Source organism: Streptomyces sp. Ru72, from assembly GCF_002920635.1.
GTDB lineage: Bacteria > Actinomycetota > Actinomycetes > Streptomycetales > Streptomycetaceae > Streptomyces.
Map to the genome: position 1 here is coordinate 35,844 of NZ_PQSR01000015.1, position 24,210 is coordinate 60,053.

23 protein-coding genes are annotated in these 24,210 nt (G+C 70.2%); 19 read left to right on the forward strand and 4 right to left on the reverse strand.

Annotation, left to right across the window (positions count from 1 at the left end):
- Positions 1 to 636: an ATP-dependent Clp protease proteolytic subunit gene (locus C3488_RS09975; protein WP_103838988.1), complete on the reverse strand. Its 636-nt coding sequence runs from the start codon at positions 634 to 636 to the stop codon at positions 1 to 3.
- Positions 637 to 802: 166 nt separating this feature from the next.
- On the opposite strand from C3488_RS09975, the gene C3488_RS09980 reads away from it, so the two are divergent.
- The 8 genes from C3488_RS09980 to C3488_RS10015 all read left to right on the forward strand — a co-directional run bounded on the left by C3488_RS09980 (position 803) and on the right by C3488_RS10015 (position 7,749).
- Entirely contained in the window at positions 803 to 1,078 is a 276-nt protein-coding gene (locus C3488_RS09980) for a type II toxin-antitoxin system Phd/YefM family antitoxin (protein WP_103838989.1), read from the forward strand.
- A gap of 297 nt (positions 1,079 to 1,375) precedes the next feature.
- On the forward strand, positions 1,376 to 1,678 hold the full coding sequence (locus tag C3488_RS09985) for an urease subunit gamma (RefSeq protein WP_103838990.1): 303 nt from the start codon (positions 1,376 to 1,378) through the stop codon (positions 1,676 to 1,678).
- 13 nt (positions 1,679 to 1,691) lie between these two features.
- Complete coding sequence (locus tag C3488_RS09990; RefSeq protein ID WP_103838991.1) at positions 1,692 to 2,003, forward strand: urease subunit beta; 312 nt, start codon at positions 1,692 to 1,694, stop codon at positions 2,001 to 2,003.
- Positions 1,996 to 3,717: an urease subunit alpha gene (locus C3488_RS09995; protein ID WP_103838992.1), complete on the forward strand. Its 1,722-nt coding sequence runs from the start codon at positions 1,996 to 1,998 to the stop codon at positions 3,715 to 3,717. The genes C3488_RS09990 and C3488_RS09995 overlap by 8 nt, the downstream gene beginning before the upstream one ends.
- The gene (locus C3488_RS10000; RefSeq protein WP_103838993.1) at positions 3,717 to 4,391 is read left to right on the forward strand and encodes an urease accessory protein UreF; all 675 of its coding nucleotides are present in this window, start codon (positions 3,717 to 3,719) and stop codon (positions 4,389 to 4,391) included. Before C3488_RS09995 ends, C3488_RS10000 begins: the two co-directional genes overlap by 1 nt.
- 190 nt (positions 4,392 to 4,581) lie before the next feature.
- On the forward strand, positions 4,582 to 5,259 hold the full coding sequence (gene ureG, locus C3488_RS10005) for an urease accessory protein UreG (protein ID WP_103838994.1): 678 nt from the start codon (positions 4,582 to 4,584) through the stop codon (positions 5,257 to 5,259).
- Positions 5,247 to 6,011 carry an urease accessory protein UreD gene (locus C3488_RS10010; protein WP_103838995.1) on the forward strand — a complete coding sequence of 255 codons (765 nt, stop codon included), beginning with the start codon at positions 5,247 to 5,249 and terminating at the stop codon, positions 6,009 to 6,011. The genes ureG and C3488_RS10010 overlap by 13 nt, the downstream gene beginning before the upstream one ends.
- Before the next feature lie 139 nt (positions 6,012 to 6,150).
- On the forward strand, positions 6,151 to 7,749 hold the full coding sequence (locus tag C3488_RS10015; RefSeq protein WP_103838996.1) for an alpha/beta hydrolase: 1,599 nt from the start codon (positions 6,151 to 6,153) through the stop codon (positions 7,747 to 7,749).
- A gap of 75 nt (positions 7,750 to 7,824) precedes the next feature.
- Here the strand turns inward: C3488_RS10015 and C3488_RS10020 are convergent, their stop codons facing one another.
- Positions 7,825 to 8,550 (reverse strand): 1-acyl-sn-glycerol-3-phosphate acyltransferase, encoded by a 726-nt coding sequence (locus C3488_RS10020; protein ID WP_103838997.1) that lies wholly within the window; start codon positions 8,548 to 8,550, stop codon positions 7,825 to 7,827.
- 524 nt (positions 8,551 to 9,074) lie between these two features.
- Here C3488_RS10020 and C3488_RS10025 point away from each other — a divergent pair.
- The 5 genes from C3488_RS10025 (at position 9,075) to C3488_RS10045 (ending at position 13,819) form a co-directional block, all read left to right on the forward strand.
- Positions 9,075 to 10,160: an S-(hydroxymethyl)mycothiol dehydrogenase gene (locus C3488_RS10025; protein WP_103838998.1), complete on the forward strand. Its 1,086-nt coding sequence runs from the start codon at positions 9,075 to 9,077 to the stop codon at positions 10,158 to 10,160.
- On the forward strand, positions 10,160 to 10,789 hold the full coding sequence (locus C3488_RS10030; RefSeq protein ID WP_103838999.1) for an MBL fold metallo-hydrolase: 630 nt from the start codon (positions 10,160 to 10,162) through the stop codon (positions 10,787 to 10,789). The genes C3488_RS10025 and C3488_RS10030 overlap by 1 nt, the downstream gene beginning before the upstream one ends.
- 244 nt (positions 10,790 to 11,033) lie before the next feature.
- On the forward strand, positions 11,034 to 11,396 hold the full coding sequence (locus tag C3488_RS10035; RefSeq protein ID WP_103839000.1) for a bifunctional 3-phenylpropionate/cinnamic acid dioxygenase ferredoxin subunit: 363 nt from the start codon (positions 11,034 to 11,036) through the stop codon (positions 11,394 to 11,396).
- Positions 11,393 to 12,556: an NAD(P)/FAD-dependent oxidoreductase gene (locus tag C3488_RS10040; protein WP_103839001.1), complete on the forward strand. Its 1,164-nt coding sequence runs from the start codon at positions 11,393 to 11,395 to the stop codon at positions 12,554 to 12,556. Before C3488_RS10035 ends, C3488_RS10040 begins: the two co-directional genes overlap by 4 nt.
- Before the next feature lie 129 nt (positions 12,557 to 12,685).
- On the forward strand, positions 12,686 to 13,819 hold the full coding sequence (locus C3488_RS10045; protein WP_103839002.1) for an aromatic ring-hydroxylating dioxygenase subunit alpha: 1,134 nt from the start codon (positions 12,686 to 12,688) through the stop codon (positions 13,817 to 13,819).
- A gap of 48 nt (positions 13,820 to 13,867) precedes the next feature.
- Here C3488_RS10045 and C3488_RS10050 read toward each other — a convergent pair whose 3' ends face one another.
- Positions 13,868 to 14,665 carry an IclR family transcriptional regulator gene (locus tag C3488_RS10050; protein WP_103839003.1) on the reverse strand — a complete coding sequence of 266 codons (798 nt, stop codon included), beginning with the start codon at positions 14,663 to 14,665 and terminating at the stop codon, positions 13,868 to 13,870.
- Between the two features lie 155 nt (positions 14,666 to 14,820).
- On the opposite strand from C3488_RS10050, the gene betA reads away from it, so the two are divergent.
- Positions 14,821 to 16,491 (forward strand): choline dehydrogenase, encoded by a 1,671-nt coding sequence (gene betA / locus C3488_RS10055; protein ID WP_103839004.1) that lies wholly within the window; start codon positions 14,821 to 14,823, stop codon positions 16,489 to 16,491.
- Positions 16,492 to 16,494: 3 nt separating this feature from the next.
- On the forward strand, positions 16,495 to 17,328 hold the full coding sequence (locus C3488_RS10060) for a 5,10-methylenetetrahydrofolate reductase (protein ID WP_103839005.1): 834 nt from the start codon (positions 16,495 to 16,497) through the stop codon (positions 17,326 to 17,328).
- Positions 17,329 to 17,436: 108 nt separating this feature from the next.
- Here C3488_RS10060 and purU read toward each other — a convergent pair whose 3' ends face one another.
- Complete coding sequence (gene purU / locus C3488_RS10065; protein ID WP_103839006.1) at positions 17,437 to 18,309, reverse strand: formyltetrahydrofolate deformylase; 873 nt, start codon at positions 18,307 to 18,309, stop codon at positions 17,437 to 17,439.
- 208 nt (positions 18,310 to 18,517) lie between these two features.
- Here purU and C3488_RS10070 point away from each other — a divergent pair, with 208 nt between their 5' ends.
- From C3488_RS10070 to C3488_RS10085, 4 genes are read left to right on the forward strand one after another with little or no spacing between them, the layout of a single operon-like run.
- Positions 18,518 to 19,987: an aldehyde dehydrogenase family protein gene (locus C3488_RS10070; RefSeq protein WP_103839007.1), complete on the forward strand. Its 1,470-nt coding sequence runs from the start codon at positions 18,518 to 18,520 to the stop codon at positions 19,985 to 19,987.
- A gap of 20 nt (positions 19,988 to 20,007) precedes the next feature.
- Positions 20,008 to 21,099, forward strand: a complete 1,092-nt coding sequence (locus tag C3488_RS10075; RefSeq protein WP_103839008.1) for a glycine betaine/L-proline ABC transporter ATP-binding protein — start codon at positions 20,008 to 20,010, stop codon at positions 21,097 to 21,099.
- Positions 21,099 to 23,075, forward strand: coding sequence for a proline/glycine betaine ABC transporter permease (locus tag C3488_RS10080; RefSeq protein WP_103839009.1), 1,977 nt, complete (start codon positions 21,099 to 21,101; stop codon positions 23,073 to 23,075). Before C3488_RS10075 ends, C3488_RS10080 begins: the two co-directional genes overlap by 1 nt.
- Positions 23,076 to 23,088: 13 nt before the next feature.
- Positions 23,089 to 24,057 carry an ABC transporter substrate-binding protein gene (locus tag C3488_RS10085; protein ID WP_103839010.1) on the forward strand — a complete coding sequence of 323 codons (969 nt, stop codon included), beginning with the start codon at positions 23,089 to 23,091 and terminating at the stop codon, positions 24,055 to 24,057.
- The last annotated feature ends 153 nt before the right edge of the window (positions 24,058 to 24,210 follow it).

Below are 24,210 nucleotides of genomic sequence, written 5' to 3' on the forward strand. Positions count from 1 at the left end.
TCACCTCGCGCCGGGTGCGGTGTGCGAGGCCCTGCGGCTCGGGATGACGCGGTCGATCAGGCCGTACTCCACCGCCGCCGGCGCGTCGAAGATCGTGTCGCGTTCGATGTCGGCGGCGATCCGCTCCGGGCTCTGCCCGGTGTGCCGGACGAGCATCTCCTCCAGGCGGCCGCGGATCCGCATCAGCTCCTCGGCCTGGATGGACAGGTCGCTCGCCTGCCCCTGAAGGGGCTCCGGCAGGGACGGCTGGTGGATGACCACACGGGCGCCGGGCAGTGCGAACCGCTTGCCGGGTGTGCCCCCGGCGAGCAGGACGGCCGCGGCGGACGCCGCCTGTCCGAGGCAGATCGTCTCCACGTCGCAGCCCACGTACTGCATCGTGTCGTAGATGGCGGCCATCGCGCTGAAGGAGCCGCCGGGGGAGTTGATGTACAGGGAGATGTCCCGGTCCGGATCCAGGTACTCCAGATGCATGAACTGCGCCATCACGTCGTTGGCCGACGTGTCGTCGACCGGCGTTCCGAGGAAGACGATCCGCTCCTCGAGAAGCTTCGCGTACGGATCGAGGGTCCGGTGCCCGTAGCCGGTGCGTTCGGTGAACTCGGGCAGGACATGGCGGGCGGACGGTCGGTTCATGACATGCGCCTCCTCGGGCTGGCTCTGTAAAAAATGTACAGGACGTACGTTGCCCTGGGTGGGAAGCATGCTGTCAGCGAAAACGGCTGCGCGTCGGAACGGCACCGCTCACGGGCCCGCTTCCATCCCAGGAGGACGGTGGAGGCCTCGGTCTAAGCTGGACGTCATGGCCTACGAGATTCCGGTGACGCAAGCCAGGGCTGAGCTCGCCGATCTGATCAACCGCGTGGTGTACGGCGGCGAGCGCGTCGTCGTGACGCGGCACGGAAAGCCTCTCGTCGCCCTGGTCTCCGCCGCCGACCTCGAGCGGCTCGCCGCTCTGGACGCGGCGGAGGAACAGGTGATCAGCTCGGTCTCCAGTGTCCGCGAGGCCGGCTCCGCCCCCCGCGAACGCCACCGCTTCGGCATCGCTGCCGAACACCGGCGACCGGACGCCTCCTGACGGGCGGCCGACGGACCGGACGCCTCCTGACAGCGGACGAAGGCCCCGCAGCGCGGTCCAGGGGCGATGGACGGCGCGCCACCGGACCCCGGCTCGCGTTCGGCGAGCGGCGTCGCCGGGTCCGCCCTCGGTGAGCGACCCGCCGGACTCGCACCCGGCGCAGTGGTCGCAGATCCCCGGTTAACGTGCTCGAAACCCGGTGCAATTAGCCTGCCCCTCCACGCCACCAGGGACTTTGCCCCGTGGCTGCGGAAACCGGGCCCCGCACGGTCCGGAGCGAGGACTGTGAGGTGGGACGTGCAACTGACCCCGCACGAGCAAGAGAGGCTGCTGATCCATGTGGCGGCCGACGTCGCCGAGAAGCGCCGGGCCCGGGGGCTGAAGCTCAACCACCCCGAAGCGGTCGCGCTCATCACGTCGCACATCCTCGAAGGCGCACGGGACGGACGTACCGTCGCCGAGCTCATGGCCTCCGGACGCAAGCTGCTCACCCGGGACGACGTCATGGAGGGCGTCCCCGAGATGATCCACGACGTCCAGGTCGAGGCGACCTTCCCGGACGGCACCAAGCTCGTCACCGTCCACGACCCGATCGTCTGACAGAGGGAGCCGCATGATTCCCGGAGAGATCCTGTTCGACGACGGCCCGATCGTCTACAACGAGGGCCGCGAAGTCACCCGGCTCACCGTCCTCAACGCCGCCGACCGGCCCGTCCAGGTCGGCTCCCACTACCACTTCGCCGAGGCCAACCCCGGTCTGGACTTCGACCGGTCCGCCGCGCGCGGCAAGCGGCTGAACATCGCCGCCGGGACCGCCGTGCGCTTCGAGCCCGGCATCCCCGTGGACGTCGAACTCGTCCCGCTCGCCGGAGCCCGTGTCGTGCCCGGACTGCGCGGGGAGACCGGAGGTGCCCTCGATGCCTGAGATCTCGCGCGCCGCGTACGCCGACCTGTTCGGCCCGACCACCGGGGACCGTATCCGGCTCGCCGACACCGACCTCCTGATCGAGATCGAGGAGGATCGTTCCGGCGGTCCCGGGCTCGCCGGTGACGAGGCCGTGTTCGGCGGGGGCAAGGTCATCCGGGAATCCATGGGCCAGTCCCGCGCCACCCGCGCGGACGGCACCCCCGACACCGTCATCACCGGTGCCGTCATCATCGACCACTGGGGCATCGTCAAGGCGGACGTCGGCATCCGCGACGGCCGCATCACGGCCATCGGCAAGGCGGGCAACCCGGACACCATGGACGGGGTCCACCCGGATCTGGTGCTCGGCCCGGAGACGGAGGTCATCGCCGGCAACGGCCGCATCCTCACCGCCGGCGCCATCGACGCCCACGTCCACTTCATCTGCCCCCAGATCGCCGACGAGGCCCTCGCCGCCGGTATCACCACGCTGGTCGGCGGCGGCACGGGACCCGCGGAGGGCTCCAAGGCGACCACCGTCACGCCCGGCCCCTGGCACCTCGCCCGGATGCTGGAGGCGATGGAGGGCCATCCGCTCAACATCGGCCTGCTCGGCAAGGGCAACACCGTCTCCCACGACGCGATGCTCTCCCAGATCCGCGGCGGCGCCCTCGGCCTGAAGCTGCACGAGGACTGGGGCTCCACGCCCGCCGTCATCGACGCCGCCCTGACCGTCGCGGACCGCACCGGCATCCAGGTCGCCATCCACACGGACACCCTCAACGAGGCCGGGTTCGTCGGCGACACGCTCGCCGCGATCAACGGACGCGGCATCCACGCGTACCACACCGAGGGCGCGGGCGGCGGCCACGCGCCGGACATCATGACCGTGGTGTCCGAGCAGCACGTGCTGCCCAGCTCCACCAACCCCACCCGGCCGTTCACCGTCAACACCGCCGAGGAACACCTCGACATGCTGATGGTCTGCCACCACCTGAACCCCGCCGTGCCGGAGGACCTGGCCTTCGCGGAGTCACGGATCCGGCCGTCCACGATCGGGGCGGAGGACATCCTCCACGACCTGGGCGCGATCTCGATCATCTCGTCCGACTCCCAGGCCATGGGACGCGTCGGGGAGGTCGTCCTGCGGACCTGGCAGACCGCCCACGTGATGAAGCGGAGGCGGGGAGCGCTGCCGGGCGACGGCCGCGCCGACAACCACCGCGTACGTCGCTATGTCGCCAAGTACACGATCAACCCGGCCTTCGCCCAGGGCCTCGCCCGTGAGATCGGCTCCGTCGAGACCGGCAAGCTCGCCGACCTCGTGCTGTGGGAGCCCGCGTTCTTCGGCGTCAAGCCACAGCTCGTGATCAAGGGCGGGCAGATCGCGTACGCCCAGATGGGCGACGCCAACGCGTCCATCCCGACCCCGCAGCCGATCCTGCCGCGCCCGATGTACGGGGCGATCGGACGGGCGCCCGCGTCCAACTCGTTCAACTTCGTGGCGCCGCTCGCGATCGAGGACGGACTGCCGGAGCGGCTGGCACTGGGGAAGAGGTTCGTGGCCATCGAGTCGACGCGCGGCGTCACCAAGGCGGACATGCGCGAGAACGACGCCCGGCCGCGGGTCGAGGTCGATCCGGACAGCTTCGCCGTCCACATCGACGGCGAGCTGGTCGAGGCGACACCCGCCGCCGAACTGCCCATGGCCCAGCGCTACTTCCTCTTCTGATGTCCCGGGCAGCGCTTCTCGTCCTGGCCGACGGCCGCTTCCCCGCCGGAGGGCACGCCCACTCCGGCGGCGCCGAGGCGGCCGTCCGCGCGGGACGGATCACCGGAGCCGCGAGCCTCGAGGACTTCTGCCGAGGGCGGCTGCACACGGCCGGGCTGGTGTCCGCCTCACTGGCCGCAGCTGCCGCCCTCGGTGTCGACCCGGCCCTGCTGGACGCCGCGGCGGACGCCCGTACGCCGTCGGCCGCGCTGCGTGTCGCCGCGCGCAGGCTGGGACGGCAGCTGATGCGGGCCGTTCGGGCCGCCTGGCCTTCCGGGGAACTGGACGCGGTGGCACGGGAGTTCCCCAAGGGGGCCCATCAGCCGGTCGTGCTGGGCGTCGCGGCTCGGGCGGCGGGGCTGGGAGCCGAGGACGCCGCGTACTGCTCCGCGTACGAGAGTGTGAGCGGGCCGGCCACCGCTGTGGTGCGGTTGCTCGGTCTTGACCCCTTCGATGCCACCGCGGTGCTCGCCCGGTTGGCCCCGGAGCTGGATCTGGTGGTGGACCGGGCGAGCGAGGCGGCGCGGCGTGTGCTCGACGACGGGGTCGACGCGTTGCCTGCGGCGTCCGCTCCGCTGCTGGAGGTCGGGGCGGAGGCGCATGCCGCCTGGCCTGTACGTCTGTTCGCGTCGTAGGAGGTTCGCCCTCGCCCGCCCCCACCCTCCCCGTCCCTCAGGGGCTCCGCCCCTTTCGACCCCGCCAGGGGCTTCACCCCCTGGCCCCCATCGGCCTGAACGGCCTCGTCCCCAATCCCCCGAGCTCTTCGAGCAGGGGCCCCCAGACGGGCTGGTGATCACCAGCCACGGCTGAACTGGAGCCGCAGTCATGCATCTCGACCACACCCACCCCGGCCCCTCCGCCCTCAGCGCCGACGCCCACCGTCCCGACGGATCCCGCCGAGCCCTGCGTATCGGGCTCGGCGGGCCCGTCGGGTCAGGGAAGACCGCCACCGTCGCCGCGCTCTGCCGGGCACTGCGGGACGAGTTGTCACTCGCTGTCGTGACGAACGACATCTACACCCGGGAGGACGCCGAGTTCCTTTTGCGGGAGGCCGTGCTGCCGCCCGAGCGGATCACCGCAGTCGAGACCGGTGCCTGTCCGCACACCGCCATCCGGGACGACATCTCCGCCAACCTCGAAGCCGTCGAGGACCTGGAGGACGCCGTCGGGCCGCTCGACCTCATCCTCGTCGAGTCCGGCGGAGACAACCTCACCGCCACCTTCTCCAAGGGACTCGTCGACGCGCAGATCTTCGTCATCGACGTCGCGGGCGGGGACGACATCCCGCGCAAGGGCGGCCCCGGTGTCACCACCGCCGATCTGCTCGTCGTCAACAAGACCGACCTGGCACCGTACGTCGGCTCCGACCTCGCCCGGATGGCCGCCGACGCCAAGGCGCAGCGGGGCGAGCTGCCCGTGGTCCTCCAGTCGTTGCGCAGCGAGGCCGGTGTCGGTGCGGTCGCCGACTGGGTGCGGCAGAGGCTCGCCGCATGGGCGGCGTGACCACGGGGGTACGGGCCACCGCGCGGATCGTGGCCCGGGACGACGGCCGGGGCGGTACGGCCCTGCCGGTGCTGGCCGGCGAGGGGCCGCTCGCGCTGCGCCGGACGCGGGCGCGGGGCGACGAGGCGCGCGTGATGCTCGTCGGCGCGATGAGCGGGCCGCTCGGCGGGGACCACCTCACCGTCGAGGCCGAGGTGGGAAGCGGCGCCCTGCTGCACGTCGGATCGGCCGCCGCGACCATCGCGCTGCCCGGTCAGGCGAAGGGCGAGGCACGCTACGACGTCCGGCTCGACGTGGCGGAAGGCGGTGAACTGCACTGGCTGCCCGAGCAGTTGATTTCGGCCAACGGAAGCGAGCTGTACGTCACCTCGCGGATCGACCTCGCGCCGGGCGCCCGTCTCCTCTTCCGGGAGGAGCAGGTCCTCGGGCGTGCCGGTGAGGAGCCCGGGCGGCTCACCAGCCGTCTCACCGTGCGGTTCGGCGGACGGCCGCTGCTCGACCAGGAGGTGGCCTGCGGACCGGGCGCCCCCGGCGGCTGGGACGGGCCCGCCGTGCTGGGGGGACATCGGGCGCTCGGGCAACTGGTCGTCGTACGGCCGGAGTTCGAGCGAGCACCCGCGGCGGCACGGCCGCTCGGGGAGTGTGCCGCGCTCACCCCGCTGGCCGGGCCGGGCGTACTCGTCACCGCGGTGGCGCCCGACGCCCTGCGGCTGCGGCGGACGCTGGACGAAGCGTTGGATGCACTTGGCTGAAACCCGACTCTCCGCTCAACGGACAGTGCTGTACCGGTTATCGGATTGGTAAAGAAAGTCAAATACCCCCTGTTCTCAGGGAGCTCACAGCCGAAAGGATCCCCCGTACCCATCGCAACGATGTACGGGGAGGTCCCACTTGAGGGGAATCAGACCGACGAGGCGAGCGTCCGCGCTCGGCTCAGCGGGGGCGCTCGTCACGGCGACGCTGATAGCCGGCGCCGTCGCGGCACCGTCGGCCACCGCCGACTCGCGCCACGGCCAGGACCGGGAGGCCCGCGGCGCGGCGATCGCCGCCGCACGGGCCGCCAAGGAAGGCATCGACTGGCAGGACTGCCCGGCCGACTGGGGGCTGGAGAAGCCGATCCAGTGCGGCTGGGTGACCGTCCCGCTCGACTACGCCCACCCGAACGGCAAGCAGATCAGGCTCGCCGTCGACCGCATCGGGAACACGGGCACCAAGCAGGAGCGCCAGGGCGCCCTCGTCTACAACCCGGGCGGTCCCGGCGGTTCCGGGCTGCGCTTCCCGCGCCGGGTCACCACCAAGAACCCCGTCTGGGCCAACGTGGCGAAGGCGTACGACTTCGTCGGCTTCGACCCGCGCGGCGTCGGCCACTCCGCGCCCATCTCCTGCGAGGACCCGCAGGAGTTCGTGAAGGCGCCCAAGGCGGACCCGGTCCCCGACTCCGAGGCGGACAAGCTCGCCCAGCGCAAGCTGGCGCGGGAGTACGCGGAGGGCTGCCTGGAGCGCACCGGCCGCGCGATGCTCCAGCAGATGACCACGCCCAACACCGCGCGCGACCTGGACGTCATCCGTGCCGCGCTGGGCGAGAAGAAGATCAACTACCTGGGCGTGTCGTACGGCACCTACCTGGGCGCCGTCTATGGCACGCTGTTCCCGGGCCACATCCGCCGCATGATCGTCGACAGCGTGGTCAACCCGTCGCGCGAGAAGATCTGGTACCAGGCCAACCTCGACCAGGACGTCGCCTTCGAGGGCCGCTGGAAGGACTGGGAGGACTGGGTCGCCGCGAACGACGCCTCCTTCCACCTGGGCACGACCCGCGCGGCGGTGCAGGAGAAGTGGCTGAAGCTGCGCGCCACGGCGAAGAAGAGCCCGATCGGCGGCGTCGTGGGCCCGGCCGAGCTGATCTCCTTCTTCCAGAGCGCCCCGTACTACGACTCCTCGTGGGTGCCGGTCGCCACCGTCTTCAGCAAGTACGTCGCCGGAGACACCAAGGCGCTCGTCGACGCGGCGGCGCCGGACCTTTCGGACACGGCCGGCAACATCGCCTCCGAGAACGGCAACGCCGTCTACACGGCCGTCGAGTGCACCGACGCCAAGTGGCCGAAGAGCTGGCGGAAGTGGGACCGGGACAACACCCGGCTCAACAAGGACTACCCGTTCATGACCTGGGCCAACGCATGGATGAACCTGCCGTGCGCCACCTGGCCCGTCAAGCAGCAGAACCCGGTCGACGTGGGGACCGGCAAGGGCCTGCCGACCGTCCTGATCGTGCAGTCCACCCGTGACGCCGCGACGCCCTTCGAGGGCGCGGTCGAGCTGCACAAGCGCTTCAAGGGCTCCCGCCTGATCATCGAGAAGGACGCGGGCTCCCACGGCGTGACCGGTCTGGTCAACCCGTGCATCAACAGCCGGGTCGACACCTACCTGCTCACCGGCAGGACGGACGGCGCCGACGTGACGTGCGCGCCGCACGCCACGCCGAAGCCGTAGTACGCGGTCTTCGTCACCCGCACGCGCGAAGGGGCGGCCGATCCCGGCCGCCCCTTCGTCGTCCGCCGACGCGCCTCAACTCAGCGGCAGCCGCGGTAGCTTGCGAGCCCGTTCCACGTTCTTCGCCGCCTCCTCCGCCTTGACGACCGCCGCGTACTGGTCGACGTACTCCTGCTCGGACAGGGAGAGGATGGCGTACATGATCTCGTCCGTGATCGCGCGCAGGACGGCCTTCTCGTTCTCCATGCCGGCGTAGCGGGAGAAGTCCAGTGGCTTGCCGAAGCGGATCACCACGGGGTGGATGCTCGGGATGACCTGGCCCGGCGGCTGTGCCTCGAAGGTGCCGATCATCGCGCAGGGGATCACCGGCACCTTCGCCTTGAGGGCCATCACCGCGACGCCCACCTTGCCCTTGTAGAGGCGGCCGTCGTGGGAGCGGGTGCCCTCCGGGTAGATGCCCAGCAGCTCACCCTTGCCGAGGACGCCGAGGCCCTCGCGGATCGCGGCCTGTCCGGCCTCCTTGCCGGAGCGGTCCACCGGGATCTGGCCGGCGCTGCGGAAGAACGCGGCGGTGAGCCGGCCCTTGATACCGGGGCCGGTGAAGTACTCGGCCTTGGCGAGGAAGGTGATGCGCCGTTTGAGGATCGCGGGCATAAGGAAGTGGTCGGAGAAGGAGAGGTGGTTGCCGGCGATGATGGCCGGCCCCTGAGCCGGGACGTGTTCGAGCCCCTCGATGCGCGGGCGGAAGACCAGTCTCAGCAGTGGTCCGAGAAAGACGTATTTGAGCAGGTAATAGAACACAGTGGGCCCCTCACTCTGCCAGGTCGGCTTCGAGCCGGCGCTTCTCCCAGGTCAAGGCCAGATTTCCGAGGGTTGGCCCAGGTGCGACTGTAGTCATCTGTAACCGCCTTTGGTCGGGCTCATGCTGCTTCAGCGCTTCTTTCGGAAGCCGGCCGCACTGCCCGCTTCGAAGTGACGTCAGGGCGATGATGCCCCGTACAGGTCTGTGTTTCCCCGGCTTCACCGGGGAGCGCGGCTGCGCACGGTGCGCGGTCGAGCAGAGGCGGCCGAGCGGACTCAAGGTCCCGGTCGCGGTCGGGAGCCGATCGGCGGACAGCGGCATGCCCGCCGCTCCCCGCTGCGAGGCGCCGGCCCCTGGCGGCGCGATGTGGTCCGCCTGTGCCCGGACCAACGCTGACCGCCTCCGCCGGGTTGCACGACGGCTCCTTGACCGCTGCTTCGCTCTCCACGATGCTGTGTTGCGAAATACGAGATGAGTGTCGTAATAGGCAACGTCTCGACCTTCTGTCAGCCGAGGAGTGGCCATGGCTCACCAGGTCCGTGCTGTCGTCGCCCGGGGCAAGGGCGCCCCCGTCAGCCTGGAAACGATCGTCGTGCCCGACCCCGGTCCGGGTGAGGCGCTGGTCAAGATAGAGGCCTGCGGGGTCTGCCACACCGATCTGCACTACCGCGAGGGCGGCATCAGCGCCGACTTCCCCTTCCTGCTGGGCCACGAGGCCGCGGGCGTGGTGGAATCGGTGGGCGAGGGTGTCACGGACGTGGCGCCCGGTGACTTCGTCATCCTCAACTGGCGTGCGGTATGCGGCCAGTGCCGTGCCTGTCTGCGCGGCCGGCCGTGGTACTGCTTCGACACGCACAACGCCAAGCAGAAGATGACCTTGACCGACGGCACGGAGCTGTCGCCCGCGCTCGGTATCGGTGCCTTCGCGGAGAAGACCCTGGTGGCGGCCGGGCAGTGCACCAAGGTGGACCGGGCGGCCTCGGCGGCCGCCGCCGGACTGCTGGGCTGCGGAGTGATGGCGGGCATCGGCGCGGCGATCAACACCGGCAACGTGGGACGCGGTGACAGCGTGGCCGTCATCGGCTGCGGCGGTGTCGGGGACGCGGCGGTCGTCGGATCGAACCTGGCGGGTGCGGCGAAGATCATCGCGGTGGACATCGACGACCGCAAGCTGGCCACCGCGAAGAGGATGGGCGCGACCCACACGGTCAACTCCAGTCAGACCGATCCGGTGGCGGCGATCCGGGACCTTACCGGCGGCTTCGGCGCCGATGTCGTCATCGAGGCGGTGGGCCGTCCGGAGACCTACCGGCAGGCCTTCTACGCCCGCGACCTGGCCGGCACTGTCGTTCTGGTCGGCGTACCGACCCCGGAGATGCAGCTGGAGCTGCCGCTGCTGGACGTCTTCGGCCGGGGCGGGGCGCTGAAGTCGTCCTGGTACGGCGACTGCCTGCCCTCCCGCGACTTCCCCATGCTCGTCGACCTCTATCTGCAGGGCCGGCTGGACCTGGACGCCTTCGTCACCGAGACCATCGCGCTGGACGAGGTCGAGAAGGCCTTCGAGCGCATGCACCACGGCGATGTGCTGCGCTCGGTGGTGGTGCTGTGATGGGCGCGCGCATCGAACGGCTCGTCACCTCCGGGCGGTTCACGCTCGACGGCGGCACCTGGGACGTCGACAACAACGTGTGGATCGTCGGCGACGACCACGAGGTGATCGTCATCGACGCCGCGCACGACGCCGGCGCCATCGCCGCCGCAGTAGGCGACCGGCGCCTGACGGCGATCGTGTGCACCCACGCCCACAACGACCACATCGACGCCGCCCCCGCCCTGGCTGAGCGCACCGGCGCCCCGGTCCTGCTGCACCCCGACGACCTGCCGCTGTGGAAGCAGACCCATCCGGACCGGGCGCCCGACGCGGAACTGACCGACCGGCAGACCCTGGCGGTCGCGGGCGCCGAGCTGACCGTGCTCCACACGCCAGGCCACGCCCCGGGCGCCGTCTGCCTGTACGCCCCGGCCCTCGGCGCCCTCTTCAGCGGCGACACGCTGTTCGCCGGCGGTCCGGGGGCGACGGGGCGGTCGTACAGCGATTTCCCCACCATCATCGACTCGATCAGTCGACGCCTCCTGGCGCTGCCCGGCGACACCGTCGTGCACACCGGCCACGGGGAGACGACCACCATCGGCGCCGAAGCGCCGCACCTTCAGGAGTGGATCGACCGCGGCTTCTGACCGCCCCACGGCCTCGCCCCGGTGACGTCCGACGACGGCGCCGGCGGCGAGGCCGTCGCTGCCCCGCCGCCACACCTTGTCGCGCCCGCTCACCTCCGCTTTCGAGGCCGCTTCGGCATGCGCGGAGAACCGGCCGCCGACCCGGCCCGAACCGGGCCCTGGACGCCTTGACAACGGTTCAGGGCGGCCCGCAGACTGACGTTGCGCTAATCGCAATCCGTTTCGCTATACGCACCGAGGTGTCATGATGATTCCCGCGTGCCGTCTCGCGGATCTGCCGCGAGGCGAGGCCCACCGGCTCGACATCGACCCGCCGGTCTCGGTGTTCCACACCGATGACGGCGAGCTCTTCGCCATCGACGACACCTGCACCCACCAGGACGCCTCGCTCGCCGACGGCTGGCTGGAGGGCTGCGAGGTGGAATGCCCGCTGCACGCCTCGAAGTTCGACCTGAGGACCGGAGCGGTGGACGCCCCGCCGGCCAAGCTGCCGGTGCGGACCCACGAGGTCCTGGTCGAGGACGGCATGATCTACGTCCGGCTGTCGACCGAGGCCCCCAACCTGCCGCCCTGCGTCGCCTCCCGCTTGGCCGGAGGCCCCGCGTGAGGACCGTCGCCGTGGTGGGCGCCTCGCTGGCCGGACTGTCGGCCGCGCGCTCGCTGCGGAAACGGGGGTACGACGGGCGGCTGGTCGTCATCGGCGACGAGCCCCACCGTCCGTACGACAGGCCGCCGCTGTCCAAGGAGTTCCTCGCCGGCACCCTCGGCGAAGCGGATCTCGCGCTGGAGAGGGACGACGAGGACCTGGAGGCGGAATGGGTGCTCGGCGCCCGCGCCACCGGGCTCGACCGCACAGAGCGGGCGATCCGGCTCGCCGACGGCCGGGAGATCCGTGCCGACGGTGTGGTCATCGCGACCGGTGCGGCCGCGCGCACGCTGCCCGGCACCGAGGGACTCGCCGGCGTCCATGTGCTGCGCACCCTGGACGACGCCCGCGCCCTGCGCGACGACCTGGCCCGCGGCGGACGGCTGGTGGTGATCGGCGGCGGATTCATCGGCGCCGAGGTCGCCTCCACCGCCTACGCCCTCGGGCTCGACGTGACGGTCGTGGAGGCCGCGCCGACGCCACTGGCGGGACCGCTCGGCGAGGTCATGGGCGGCATCGTCTCCGCCCTCCACGCCGACCACGGCGTACGGCTCCTGTGCGGGGTGGGGGTCAAAGGGCTGAGCGGGGAGCGGAGCGTGGACGCCGTTCTGCTCGAGGACGGCCGCAGCATCCCCGCCGACACCGTCGTCGTGGGTGTGGGCGCGCGTCCCTGTGTCGATTGGCTCGAGGGATCCGGCGTCACGCTCGACAACGGCGTGAAGTGCGGGGCCGACGGCCGCACCAGCCTCGCCCAGGTGGTCGCCGTCGGCGACTGTGCCAACTGGTACGACCCGCACACCGGAACCCACCGCCGCGTGGAGCACTGGACCGGCGCACTGGAGCGCCCCGACACCGCCGTGGCCACGCTGCTCGCGTACGGCGCGACGCAGCCAGGCGTGCCGCGGCCGCCGTACTTCTGGTCCGACCAGTACGGCGTGAAGATCCAGTTCGTCGGCCATGCCGCCGGCGCCGACAGTGTGACGGTCGAGGAAGGCGCCACCGACGACCGGAGTTTCCTGGCTGTCTACCGCAGGGCCGGAACCCCGGTCGCCGTGCTCGGGATGAACCAGCCGAGGCTGTTCACCCGTTGGCGCAAGCAGTTCACCGCGGCCAGGTCTTGACACCGCTGATGCGGCCTCTCATGCTGCGTTGCATATGACACGCAGCGTTGCTTCATACACAACGCCGTCCGAAGTCGCTCTTCCCGGCGCGTGCCCGACCCTTCCACGACGTTTCCCGAGGAGTGCAGCGTGACCTCGACAAGCCTGCCGGACAGCCTGATCGCCACCCTCCCCGGCTCCTCCTACACGGACCCCGGCATCTTCGCCCAGGAACAGGAGCGCATCTTCGAGACGATGTGGTTCTGTGTCGCCCGGGCGTCCGACCTGCCCAAGCCCGGTGCCTTCCGCACCGTGGACGTGGGCCGCGAGAGCATCCTCGTCACCCGGGCCCGGGACAACTCCATACGCGCCTACTTCAACGTCTGCCGGCACCGCGGCGCGAAGCTCTGCACGGAGGAGTCCGGTGAGGTCAAGCGCGCCTTCCAGTGCCCGTACCACGCGTGGACGTACGACCTGAACGGCAAGCTCGTCGCGGCGCCCAACCTCACGAAGATGCCCGACGTCGGCCGCACCGAGTACGGCCTGGTGAGCGTGGCCGTCCGCGAATGGCTCGGCTACGTCTGGGTGTGCCTCGCGGAGAACCCGCCCTCCTTCGAGGAGGACGTCATCGGCGAGGTGATCACCCGCCTCGGGGACGTGGAGTCGATCGAGCGCTACGACATCGACAACCTGGCGGTGGGCAAGCGGATCGTCTACGACGTCAAGGCGAACTGGAAGCTCATCATCGAGAACTTCATGGAGTGCTACCACTGCGCCACGATCCACCCGGAGCTGACCGAGGTGCTCCCCGAGTTCGCGGACGGTTACGCGGCTCAGTACTACGTCGGCCACGGCGCCGAGTTCGGCGAGGAGATCCAGGGCTTCACCGTGGACGGCTCCGAGGGCCTCGACCGGATTCCCGGTGTCTCCGAGGAGCAGGACCGCCGCTACTACGCGATCACCGTCAAGCCGCAGGTCTTCATCAACCTGGTGCCCGACCACGTGATCTTCCACCGTATGTACCCGGTGGCGGTCGACCGCACGATCGTCGAGTGCGACTGGCTCTACTTGCCGGGCGTGGTGGAGAGCGGCAAGGACGTCAGCCGGTCCGTGGAGCTCTTCGACCGCGTCAACCGCCAGGACTTCGACGCCTGCGAGCGCACGCAGCCCGGTATGAGCTCCCGGCTGTACGCCAAGGGCGGCGTGCTCGTGCCCAGTGAGCACCACATCGGCGCCTTCCACGACTGGGTGCACGAGCGCCTCGGCACCCGGCAGCCGGAGTAGCCCCGGCGAGGCGGGCGGCCCGCGGCCGGCGCCCGCGTGCGGGCACGGTCAGCCGAGGTACCCCATGCGATGGCTGATCTCCTCCGCGCCCTTGAGGAGCACCGGAGCGAGCTCGTGCATGCGCTCCTCGGTGAACCGGTACGAGGGCCCGGAGGCGCTGATCGAGGCGATGACCTGTCCGTCGCGGTCGCGGATCGGCGCCGCCATCGCGTGCAGCCCTATCTCCAGTTCCTCCAGCGTCCAGGCGTAGCCGCGCTCGCGGGACTCGGCGAGGTTCTTCTCCAGCTTCGTCTTCGCGGTGATCGTGTGCGGGGTCACCTTCTTCAGGCCGGCCTCCGCCAGCAGTGCGGCGCGCTCCTTGGCGGGCAGATGGGCCAGCAGGATCTTGCCGCTCGAGGTGGCGTGCAGCGGGGTCAGCTCCCCGACCCAGTTGTGCGCGGCGACGGCGGCCGGACCGCGCACCTGGTACAGGTTGATCGCATAGTGCTCCTGCATGACGGCGATGTTGACCGTCTCGCCGATCTCCTCCGCGAGCCGCTCGCACACCGGACGGCCCTGCTGGGTGAGGTCGAGACGGCCCGTGACCGCGCCCGCCAGGCGTACGATGCCGAAGCCGAGCCGGTACTTGCCGCGCTCGCCCGACTGCTCCACCAGGCCGCGCGCCTCCAGGGCTCCGAGCAGCCGGAACGCGGTGGACTTGTGGACATCGATCTCGGCGGCCACCTCGCTGACGCCCGCCTCGCCGCGCTGGGCCAGGATCTCGAGCACACTGATGGCGCGGTCGACGGACTGCACCCCGCCGGCCTGTGAACCGTTCGTTTCGGCATCCGGACTGAAGTTGCTCATGGTGAAACTATACGCGCAGTAAACAACGACCATGCAAGTAACCCCCGCGAAACGAAGACCTTGCAAGTTGCGCGGACCGCAACCTAGTGCGTATAGCGATACCCGTACTAGCATGCCCCGCGTATCGACGGCGCGAGCGAGCGAGACGAGGCACCATGGCTCCCCTGCATTACGACTTCGTCATCGTCGGCGGTGGATCAGCCGGCAGCGCACTGGCGAACCGGCTCTCGGCCGACCCCGGAAACCGGGTGCTCGTGCTGGAGGCGGGCCGCTCCGACTATCCCTGGGACGTGTTCATCCACATGCCCGCGGCGCTGACCTACCCCATAGGCAGCCGCTTCTACGACTGGAAGTACGAGTCCGAGCCCGAACCCCACATGGGCGGCCGGCGCATCTACCACGCCCGCGGCAAGGTGCTGGGCGGCTCCAGCAGCATCAACGGCATGATCTTCCAGCGCGGCAACCCGATGGACTACGAGCGCTGGGCCGCCGACCCCGGCATGGAGACCTGGGACTACGCCCACTGTCTGCCGTACTTCCGGCGGATGGAGAACTGTCTCGCGGCCGACCCCGACGACGAGTTCCGCGGCCACGACGGCCCCCTCGTCCTGGAGCGCGGCCCGGCGACCAACCCGCTCTTCACCGCATTCCTGAAGGCCACCCAGGAGGCGGGCTACGCACCCACGGACGACGTCAACGGCTACCGGCAGGAGGGTTTCGCGAAGTTCGACCGCAATGTCCACCGCGGGCGTCGGCTGTCGGCTTCCAAGGCGTACCTCAAGCCCGCGATGAAGCGGCCGAACCTCACGGTGAGGACCCGCGCCTTCGTCACCCGGGTCCTCTTCGAGGGCAAGCGCGCCGTCGGCGTCGAGTACCGGCACGGCCGTGGCGCCGCCCAGCAGGTCCGGGCCGGTGAGGTGATCCTGTGCGGCGGCGCCATCAACTCCCCGCAGCTGCTCCAGCTCTCCGGCGTCGGCAACGCCGCCGAGCTGTCCGCCCTCGGCATCGACGTCGTCCACGACCTGCCGGGGGTCGGCGAGAACATGCAGGACCACCTGGAGGTGTACGTCCAGTACGCCTGTAAGCAGCCCGTCTCCATGCAGCCGTACATGGCGAAGTGGCGCGCGCCCCTCATCGGGCTGCAGTGGCTGTTCCGCAAGGGCCCGGCGGCCACCAACCACTTCGAGGCCGGTGGTTTCGCCCGCAGCAACGAGGACGTCGAGTACCCCAACCTGATGTTCCACTTCCTGCCCGTCGCGGTCCGCTACGACGGCTCCTCACCGGCCGGCGGCCACGGCTACCAGGTGCACGTCGGGCCCATGTACTCCGACGCGATCGGCTCCGTGAAGATCAAGAGCAGGGACCCGCGCGAGCACCCCGCGCTGCGCTTCAACTACCTGTCCACCGAGCAGGATCGCCGCGAGTGGGTCGAGGCCATCCGCGTCGCCCGCCAGATCCTCAACCAGCCCGCGCTCGCCCCCTACAACGGCGGCGAGATCTCGCCCGGACCCTCCGTCGAGACCGACGAGGAGATCCTCGCCTGGGTCGCCAAGGAGGGCGAGACCGCCCTGCACCCCTCGTGCACCTGCAAGATGGGCACCGACGAGATGTCCGTCGTCGACCCGCTGAGCATGAAGGTGCATGGCCTGGAGGGGCTGCGCGTGGTGGACGCGTCGGTGATGCCGTACGTCACCAACGGCAACATCTACGCCCCCGTGATGATGGTCGCCGAGAAGGCGTCCGACCTCATCCTCGGCAAGGAGCCGCTGACGCCCTCCAAGGCCGCCTACTACCGGCACCGCGACGCCCAGAAGCAGGCCGGGTAGGCCTTGGGTGCCGAGGCCCTGCGGGCGCTGCTCGACCGCGTCCGCTACGAGGTGCTGCCGGCGAGGGCCACCGAGGAGAAGGTCCTCGCCCATGTCCCGCGCGACGTCCAGGTCACGGTCACGGCGTCGCCGGTCAAGGGCCTGGAGCCGACCCTCGTCCTGACCGAGCGGCTCACCGCGCACGGCTTCCGCGTCGTCCCGCACGTGCCCGCACGGCTGCTGCGGGACGACACGCACCTGAAGGACGTCGCCGAGCGGCTGCGTGCGGCGGGTGTCGACGACGTGTTCGTGCCGGCGGGCGACGCCGATCCGCCGGCCGGGCCGTACGACGGGGCCCTGCCGGTGCTGCGCCGGCTCGGCGAGCTGGGCAGGCCCTTCGCGCACATGGGGATCACCGGGTATCCGGAGAGCCATCCGCTCATCCACGACGACATCACCATCCAGGCGATGTGGGACAAGCGCGCGCACGCCACGTACATCGTCAGCAACCTGTGCTTCGACCCGCGCGTGCTCGGCGACTGGATCGCCCGGATAAGGCGCCGGGACGTCGCGCTGCCCGTGTACGTGGGGGTCGCCGGGCCGGTGCAGCGGGCCAAGCTGCTGTCCATGGCGACGAAGATCGGGGTGGGGGAGTCGACGCGCTTCCTGACCAGGCACCCGTCGTGGTTCCTGCGGTTCGCGACGCCGGGCGGGTACGCGCCCGAGAGACTGCTCACCCGCGCGGCGGAGACGCTCACGGCGCCTTCGGCGGCGGTGGCGGGCCTGCACCTGTTCACCTTCAACCAGATCGCGGAGACCGAGAGCTGGCGCCGCGCACTGCTCGACAGGCTCCACTGAGCCCGGGGACGGCCGTATGTACCGGCAGCCGTATACAACAGCCGTGTACGAACACCGGGCGGGGCCGGAACCCAGGTGGTTCCGGCCCCGCCCGTTCTGCGGGGGTGCTCAGCGGAAGACCACCGTGCGGTTGCCCTCCACCATCACGCGGCTCTCGGTGTGCCACTTCACCGCGCGGGCCAGGACCTGGGCCTCCACGTCCCGGCCGACCGTGACGAGTTCGTCCGGGTCGAGGGAGTGGTCCACCCGGACCACGTCCTGCTCGATGATCTGGCCCTCGTCCAGGTCCGGCGTCACATAGTGGGCCGTCGCGCCGACCAGCTTCACACCGCGTTCGTACGCCTGCTGGTAGGGCTTCGCGCCCTTGAAGCTCGGCAGGAAGGAGTGGTGGATGTTGATGGCGCGGCCCTCCAGCTCCTTGCACAGGTCGTCCGAGAGCACCTGCATGTAGCGGGCCAGGACCACGAGGTCGATGTCCAGCTCCCGGACCAGCTCCAGCAGGCGCGCCTCGGCCTCGGGCTTGGTCTCCCTGGTCACCGGGACGTGGTGGAAGGGGATGCCGTAGGTCTCCGCGAGGGCCTCGAAGTCCCGGTGGTTGGAGACGATGGCCGGGATCTCGATGTTGAGGGCGCCGGTGCGGCGGCGGAAGAGCAGGTCGTTGAGGCAGTGACCGAACTTCGAGACCATGATCAGCGTCCGCGTCGGCGTCGCGGCGTCCCGGAGGGTCCAGGAGATGCCGTGGGCCTCGGCGACCGGGCCGAAGCGGTAACGCAGATGTTCCAGGGTGATGTCCGGATCGGACACATCGAAGTGGACCCTCATGAAGAAGCGGTCCTGAAGGCGGTCGTCGAACTGCTGGCTCTGCAGGATGTTGCCCGAGTTCCTGACCAGGAAGCCGCTCACGGCATGGACCAGTCCGGCTCTGTCCGGGCAGGAGAAGGTGAGGACGTACTCGTCGCCGGGTTGCGGTCGAGGGGACATGCGCAGGCCTCCGTCTGATGCGTAATGCACAACGCGATGAGCAATACGCAACATAGTTGGGGCGAAGGCGGTCGGCGGTCAAGACGGGGGACGTTCGGCTCTTGTGAAAACGACGGGACCCCTTGACGTACGTCGGCCCTTCGGTCAGGGTTCCCCCACAAGCAATTCGATGCGCGATGCGCAACGAAACCTCCGAAGGGCTCCGCGCGTGGCAGACCTGTATGTGGACGGAGAATGGCGCGAGGCGGTGGCCGGCGGCCACCGGGAGATCCGCTGTCCCGCCGACGGCACGCCGGTCGCGACCGTGTCCGAGGGGACACGCGCCGACACCGAGGCCGCGATCGCCGCGGCCCGGCGCGCCTTCGACGAAGGCCCCTGGCCGCGCACCCCCGAGCGCGAGCGCGGCGCCCTGCTGCTGCGCACCGCCGACATCCTGGAGCGCGACGCGAAGGAGTTCGCCCGCGCCGAGTCGCTCGACACCGGCAAGCGCCTGGTCGAGAGCGAGTATGACATCGCCGACGTCGTCTCCTGCTTCCGCTACTACGGCGGCATCGCCGGCACCAGCGCCGGCCGGGTGGTCGACACCGGCCGTGACGACGCCCTCAGCCGGGTCACCTACGAACCCGTCGGCGTCTGCGGACTGATCACCCCCTGGAACTACCCCCTGCTCCAGGCGTCCTGGAAGGTCGCCCCGGCCCTCCTCGCGGGCAACACCATCGTGCTCAAGCCCAGCGAGCTCACGCCCTCCACCTCGATCCTGCTGATGAAGGCGCTCGAGGAGGCCGGGCTCCCGGCCGGCGCGGCCAACCTCGTCCTGGGCGCCGGAGCGGAGGCCGGCGCGCCCCTGTCGGAGCACCCGGACGTCGACATGGTGTCCTTCACCGGGGGCCTGGAGACCGGGCGCCGCATCATGGCCACCGCCGCCGCGACGGTGAAGAAGGTCGCCCTGGAGCTCGGCGGCAAGAACCCCAACGTCGTCTTCGCCGACGCCGACTTCGACACGGCGGTCGACTTCGCCCTCACCGCCGTCTTCCTGCACTCCGGCCAGGTCTGCTCGGCCGGCGCGCGCCTGATCGTCGAGGACTCCCTGCACGACGCCTTCGTCGACGAGATCGTGCGCCGCGCCCGGCTCATCCGGCTCGGCGGCCCGTTCGACCCTCAGGCGGAGACCGGGGCGCTGATCTCGGCACAGCACCTTCAGAAGGTCGAGGCGTACGTCGCCGCAGGGCTCGCCGAGGGCGCCGTACTGCGCTGCGGCGGCGAGCGCCCCGACGACCCCGCGCTGGCGGGCGGCTTCTACTACCCGCCCACCGTCCTCGACGAGTGCAGCCAGGACATGCGCGTGGTGCACGAGGAGTCCTTCGGACCCGTGCTCACCGTCGAGCGCTTCCGTGACGAGGACGACGCCGTCCGCATCGCCAACGACACGGAGTACGGACTCGCCGGCGCCGTCTGGACGCAGGACGCCGGCAAGGCCCAGCGGGTCGCTCGCCGGCTGCGCCACGGCACGGTCTGGATCAACGACTACCACCCCTACGTGCCGCAAGCGGAATGGGGTGGCTTCGGGCACTCGGGCGTGGGCCGGGAGCTGGGACCGACCGGCCTCGACGAATACCGAGAGCCAAAGCACGTCTGGCAGAACATCCAACCCCGGCCGCAGCACTGGTTCCGCGGCTGAACGCCGAAAAGAGGTCGATCGTGACCCCCACACAGACCGAGGTGTCGCAGCGGCGCGGCACGTCCCAGGACCCCCAGGACCGGACCCCGGTCATCTCCGTGCGCCGGCTGTGGAAGGTGTTCGGGCCGAAGGCCGACCAGGTGCCGGACTCCGAGGAACTGTGCGGGCTGACCCGCCGCGAGCTCATGGACCGCACCGGGTGCACCGCCGCCGTCCGCGACGTGAACTTCGACGTGTCGCCCGGCGAGGTCTTCGTCGTCATGGGCCTGTCCGGCTCCGGCAAGTCCACCCTGGTGCGATGTCTGACCCGGTTGATCGAACCCACCGCGGGCGAGGTGGTCTTCGAGGGCGAGGACATCCGCGGCGCCGACGCCAAGCGGCTGCGGGACATGCGGCGCAGCAAGTTCTCCATGGTCTTCCAGCACTTCGGCCTGCTGCCGCACCGCAGGGTCGTCGACAACGTGGCGTTCGGCCTGGAGATCCGGGGCATGGGCAAGGCCGAGCGGACCAGGCGCGCCCTGGAGGTCGTGGAACTGGTGGGCCTGGCCGGATACGAGAACTCCTATCCCGACCAGCTCTCCGGCGGCATGCAGCAGCGCGTCGGCCTCGCCCGCGCCCTCGCGGGCGACCCCGACGTCCTCTTCTTCGACGAGCCGTTCTCCGCGCTCGACCCGCTGATCCGCCGTGACATGCAGAGCGAGGTCATCCGTCTGCACCACGAGGTCGGCAAGACCATGGTGTTCATCACCCACGACCTCTCCGAGGCCCTGAAGCTGGGCGACCGCATCCTGATCATGCGCGACGGCAAGATGGTCCAGTGCGGCACCGGCGACGAACTCGTCGGCGCCCCCGCCGACGACTACGTGCGGGACTTCGTCAAGGACGTGCCGCGCGGCGACGTCCTCACCCTGCGCTGGATCATGCGCCCCGCGCAGCCCGACGACGCGCTCGACGGCCCCGAGCTGGGCCCGGACGTCGTGGTCCGTGAGGCCACCCGGGCGGTACTGGCGGCCGAGAAGCCCGTCAAGGTGGTCGAGGGCGGCAAGCTGCTCGGCATCGTCGGCGACGAGGAGATCCTCTCCGTCGTCGCCGGGCAGGAAGGCGGTGCGTGATGGCCGTCGCCGCCGACGCGGCCGCGCCGGTCGCGACCGTACGCAGAAGGGTCAGCCGTCCCATGGTGGTGGCGGCGATCCTGGTCGCCTGGGTGGTGCTCTTCGCCGTGCTGCGCGGCCGGCAGACGCTGTCCCTCGCCGCGGCCGATCTCACGGCTCTGCACCGCTGGCTGAACGACGTCAACGACAGCATCGGCGCCAACCGCAACTCCAACCCGCTCTTCCTGTACTTCTTCAACGAGATCCGCCTGGTCATCGACAACCTGGTGACCTTCGTCCAGTCCCTGATCTCGCAGCCGAGCGGCGGCCGCCCGGTGCCGCAGATCGGCTGGCTCGGCGTCGTCGGCCTCACCGGCTACGTCTCCTGGGCCGTGGGCAACTGGCGGGTCGCCCTGCTGGCCGTGGCCGGTTTCACCTTCTTCGGGCTGCAGGGGCTGTGGCAGGAGAGCATGGACACCCTGGCGCTGACCCTCTCGGCGGTCATCGTGGCGCTGGTCATCGGCATCCCGCTCGGCGTGTGGGCCGGTCTCTCCGACCGGTTCAACCGGATCATGACGCCCTTCCTGGACTTCATGCAGACGATGCCGACCTTCGTCTACCTCGCCCCGCTGACCCTGATCTTCCTCATCGGCGGGGCCTCCGCCGTGATCACCACCGTGATCTACGCGGCACCGCCCGCGATCCGCATCACCGCGCACGCCATCCGCTCCGTGCCCGAGACCACTGTCGAGGCGGCGGACTCGCTCGGCACGACGCGGTCGCAGCAACTGCTGAAAGTGCTGCTGCCGATGTCCAAGCGCACGGTGGTGATGGGCGTCAACCAGACCATCATGGCCGCCCTGGCCATGGTGACCATCGCCGCCCTGATCGACGCGCCCGGCCTCGGCAAGACCGTCGTCCAGGCCCTGCAGTCGCTCGACGTCGGCACCGCCTTCAACGCCGGCCTCGCCATCGTCGTCATGGCCATCGTCCTCGACCGGGTCACCACGGCCGCTGCCGCACGCACCGAGGCGGCCCGCCGAACAGGCGGCCGGTTCCTCAAGTGGCGCCGGCCGCTGCTGGTGGCCGGCGGGATCACTGCCGCGGTCCTGGTCTATCTGTCCCACACCTACGTCTGGGCGGCCGAGTTCCCCGGCGAGGGAAGCACCGGCACTCACATCGCGAGCGCGGCCGACACCACGACCACCTGGCTGCAGGACCATCTCTCGGGCCTGACCAACGCGCTTCGGGACGTCATCACCAACGGGCTGCTCAACCCGTTCCAGACGCTGCTCACCGACTCCCCGTGGTGGCTCGTCGGCGTCACCCTGGTCGCGCTCGGCGCGGTGCTCGGCGGCTGGCGCGCCGGGGTGACGGCCGCCGTGTGCGTCGGGCTGCTCGTCGGCACGGGCCTGTGGTCGGACGGCATGACGACCCTCGCCTCGACCGCCGTGGCCACGGTGCTGGTGATGCTGCTCGGTGTCGTCTTCGGCGTGTGGATGGGACGCAGCCTGCTCGTGGACAGGCTGGTGCGGCCCACCCTGGACGCCGCACAGGTGATGCCGCCGTTCGTCTATCTCGTGCCGTTCCTGGCCCTCTTCGGTGCCACCCGCTTCACCGCGATCGTCGCGGCCGTCGTGTACGCGGCGCCCGTCGCGATCAAGATCATCGCGGACGGCGTGCGGAACGTGTCCGAGTCCACGGTGGAGGCGGCCACCTCGGCCGGGTGCAACACCTGGCAGATCATCACCAAGGTTCAGCTGCCGATGGCACGCAGCGCCCTGACTCTCGCGATCAACCAGGGGCTGATCTACGTGCTGTCGATGGTTGTGGTGGGCGGCCTGGTAGGGGCCGGCGCCCTCGGCTACGACGTCGTGGCCGGATTCTCGCAGGGAGAGCTGTACGGCAAGGGGCTGGCGGCGGGGCTCGCCATCGTACTGCTCGGAGTCATGTTCGACCGGATCACTCAGGCTGCGGCGCGACGCACCAGGGCATAAGGAGCACGACACCATGGCAAGACACTGGCGAGCCGGCGCGGCCGGCCTGGCCGTCCTCGGCCTCACCCTCACCGCGTGCGCAGGGGCGAAGGTCGGCGACAGCTCCTCCGCCGGCTCGAAGTCCTCGGGCGGCAAGTGCGGCACGTTCAACCTGGCCGTCAACCCGTGGGTGGGCTACGAGGCGGACGCGGCGGTCGTCGCGTACGTCGCGCAGCACGACCTCGGCTGCACGGTCAACAAGAAGGACCTGAAGGAGGAGATCGCCTGGCAGGGCTTCGGGACCGGCGAGGTCGACGCCGTCCTGGAGAACTGGGGCCACGACGATCTGAAGAAGAAGTACATCACCGAGCAGAAGACCGCCGTCGAGGCCGGGCAGACGGGCAACAAGGGCATCATCGGCTGGTTCGTGCCGCCGTGGCTGGCCAAGGCGCACCCGGACATCACCGACTGGAAGAACCTCAACAAGTACGCCGACAAGTTCAAGACCTCCGAGTCCGGCGGCAAGGGCCAGCTGCTGGACGGCGACCCGTCCTACGTCACCAACGACGCGGCGCTGGTGAAGAACCTGAAGCTGAACTTCAAGGTGGTGTACGCGGGCAGCGAGACCGCGCTCATCCAGGCGTTCCGGACCGCCGAGAAGAACAAGCAGTGGATGATCGGCTACTTCTACGAGCCGCAGTGGTTCATGTCCGAGGTGCCGCTGGTCAAGGTGAACCTGCCGGCGTACAAGACGGGCTGTGACGCGGACGCGGCCAAGGTGGCGTGCGACTACCCCGTCTACAACCTGGACAAGATCGTCAGCGCCGGCTTCGCGAAGTCGGGCAGCCCCGCGTACAACCTGGTGAAGAACTTCAACTGGACCAACGACGACCAGAACACCGTGGCCAAGTACATCGCGGTGGACAAGATGTCGGACGACGCGGCGGCCAAGAAGTGGGTCGACGCCAACCGCGACAAGGTCGATGCCTGGCTGAAGAAGTAGGCACGGGCTCGATACGAGGAAAAGGGCCGGTGGAAGACGCCCGGCGGGCGGTGCGCACCTGTGCGCACCGCCCGCCGGGCGTTGCCTTGTTCCGGGCTGTTTTCCGACGTCACGGACCCCTTGACACTCCTCCTCGGCGACAGGCACATTGAG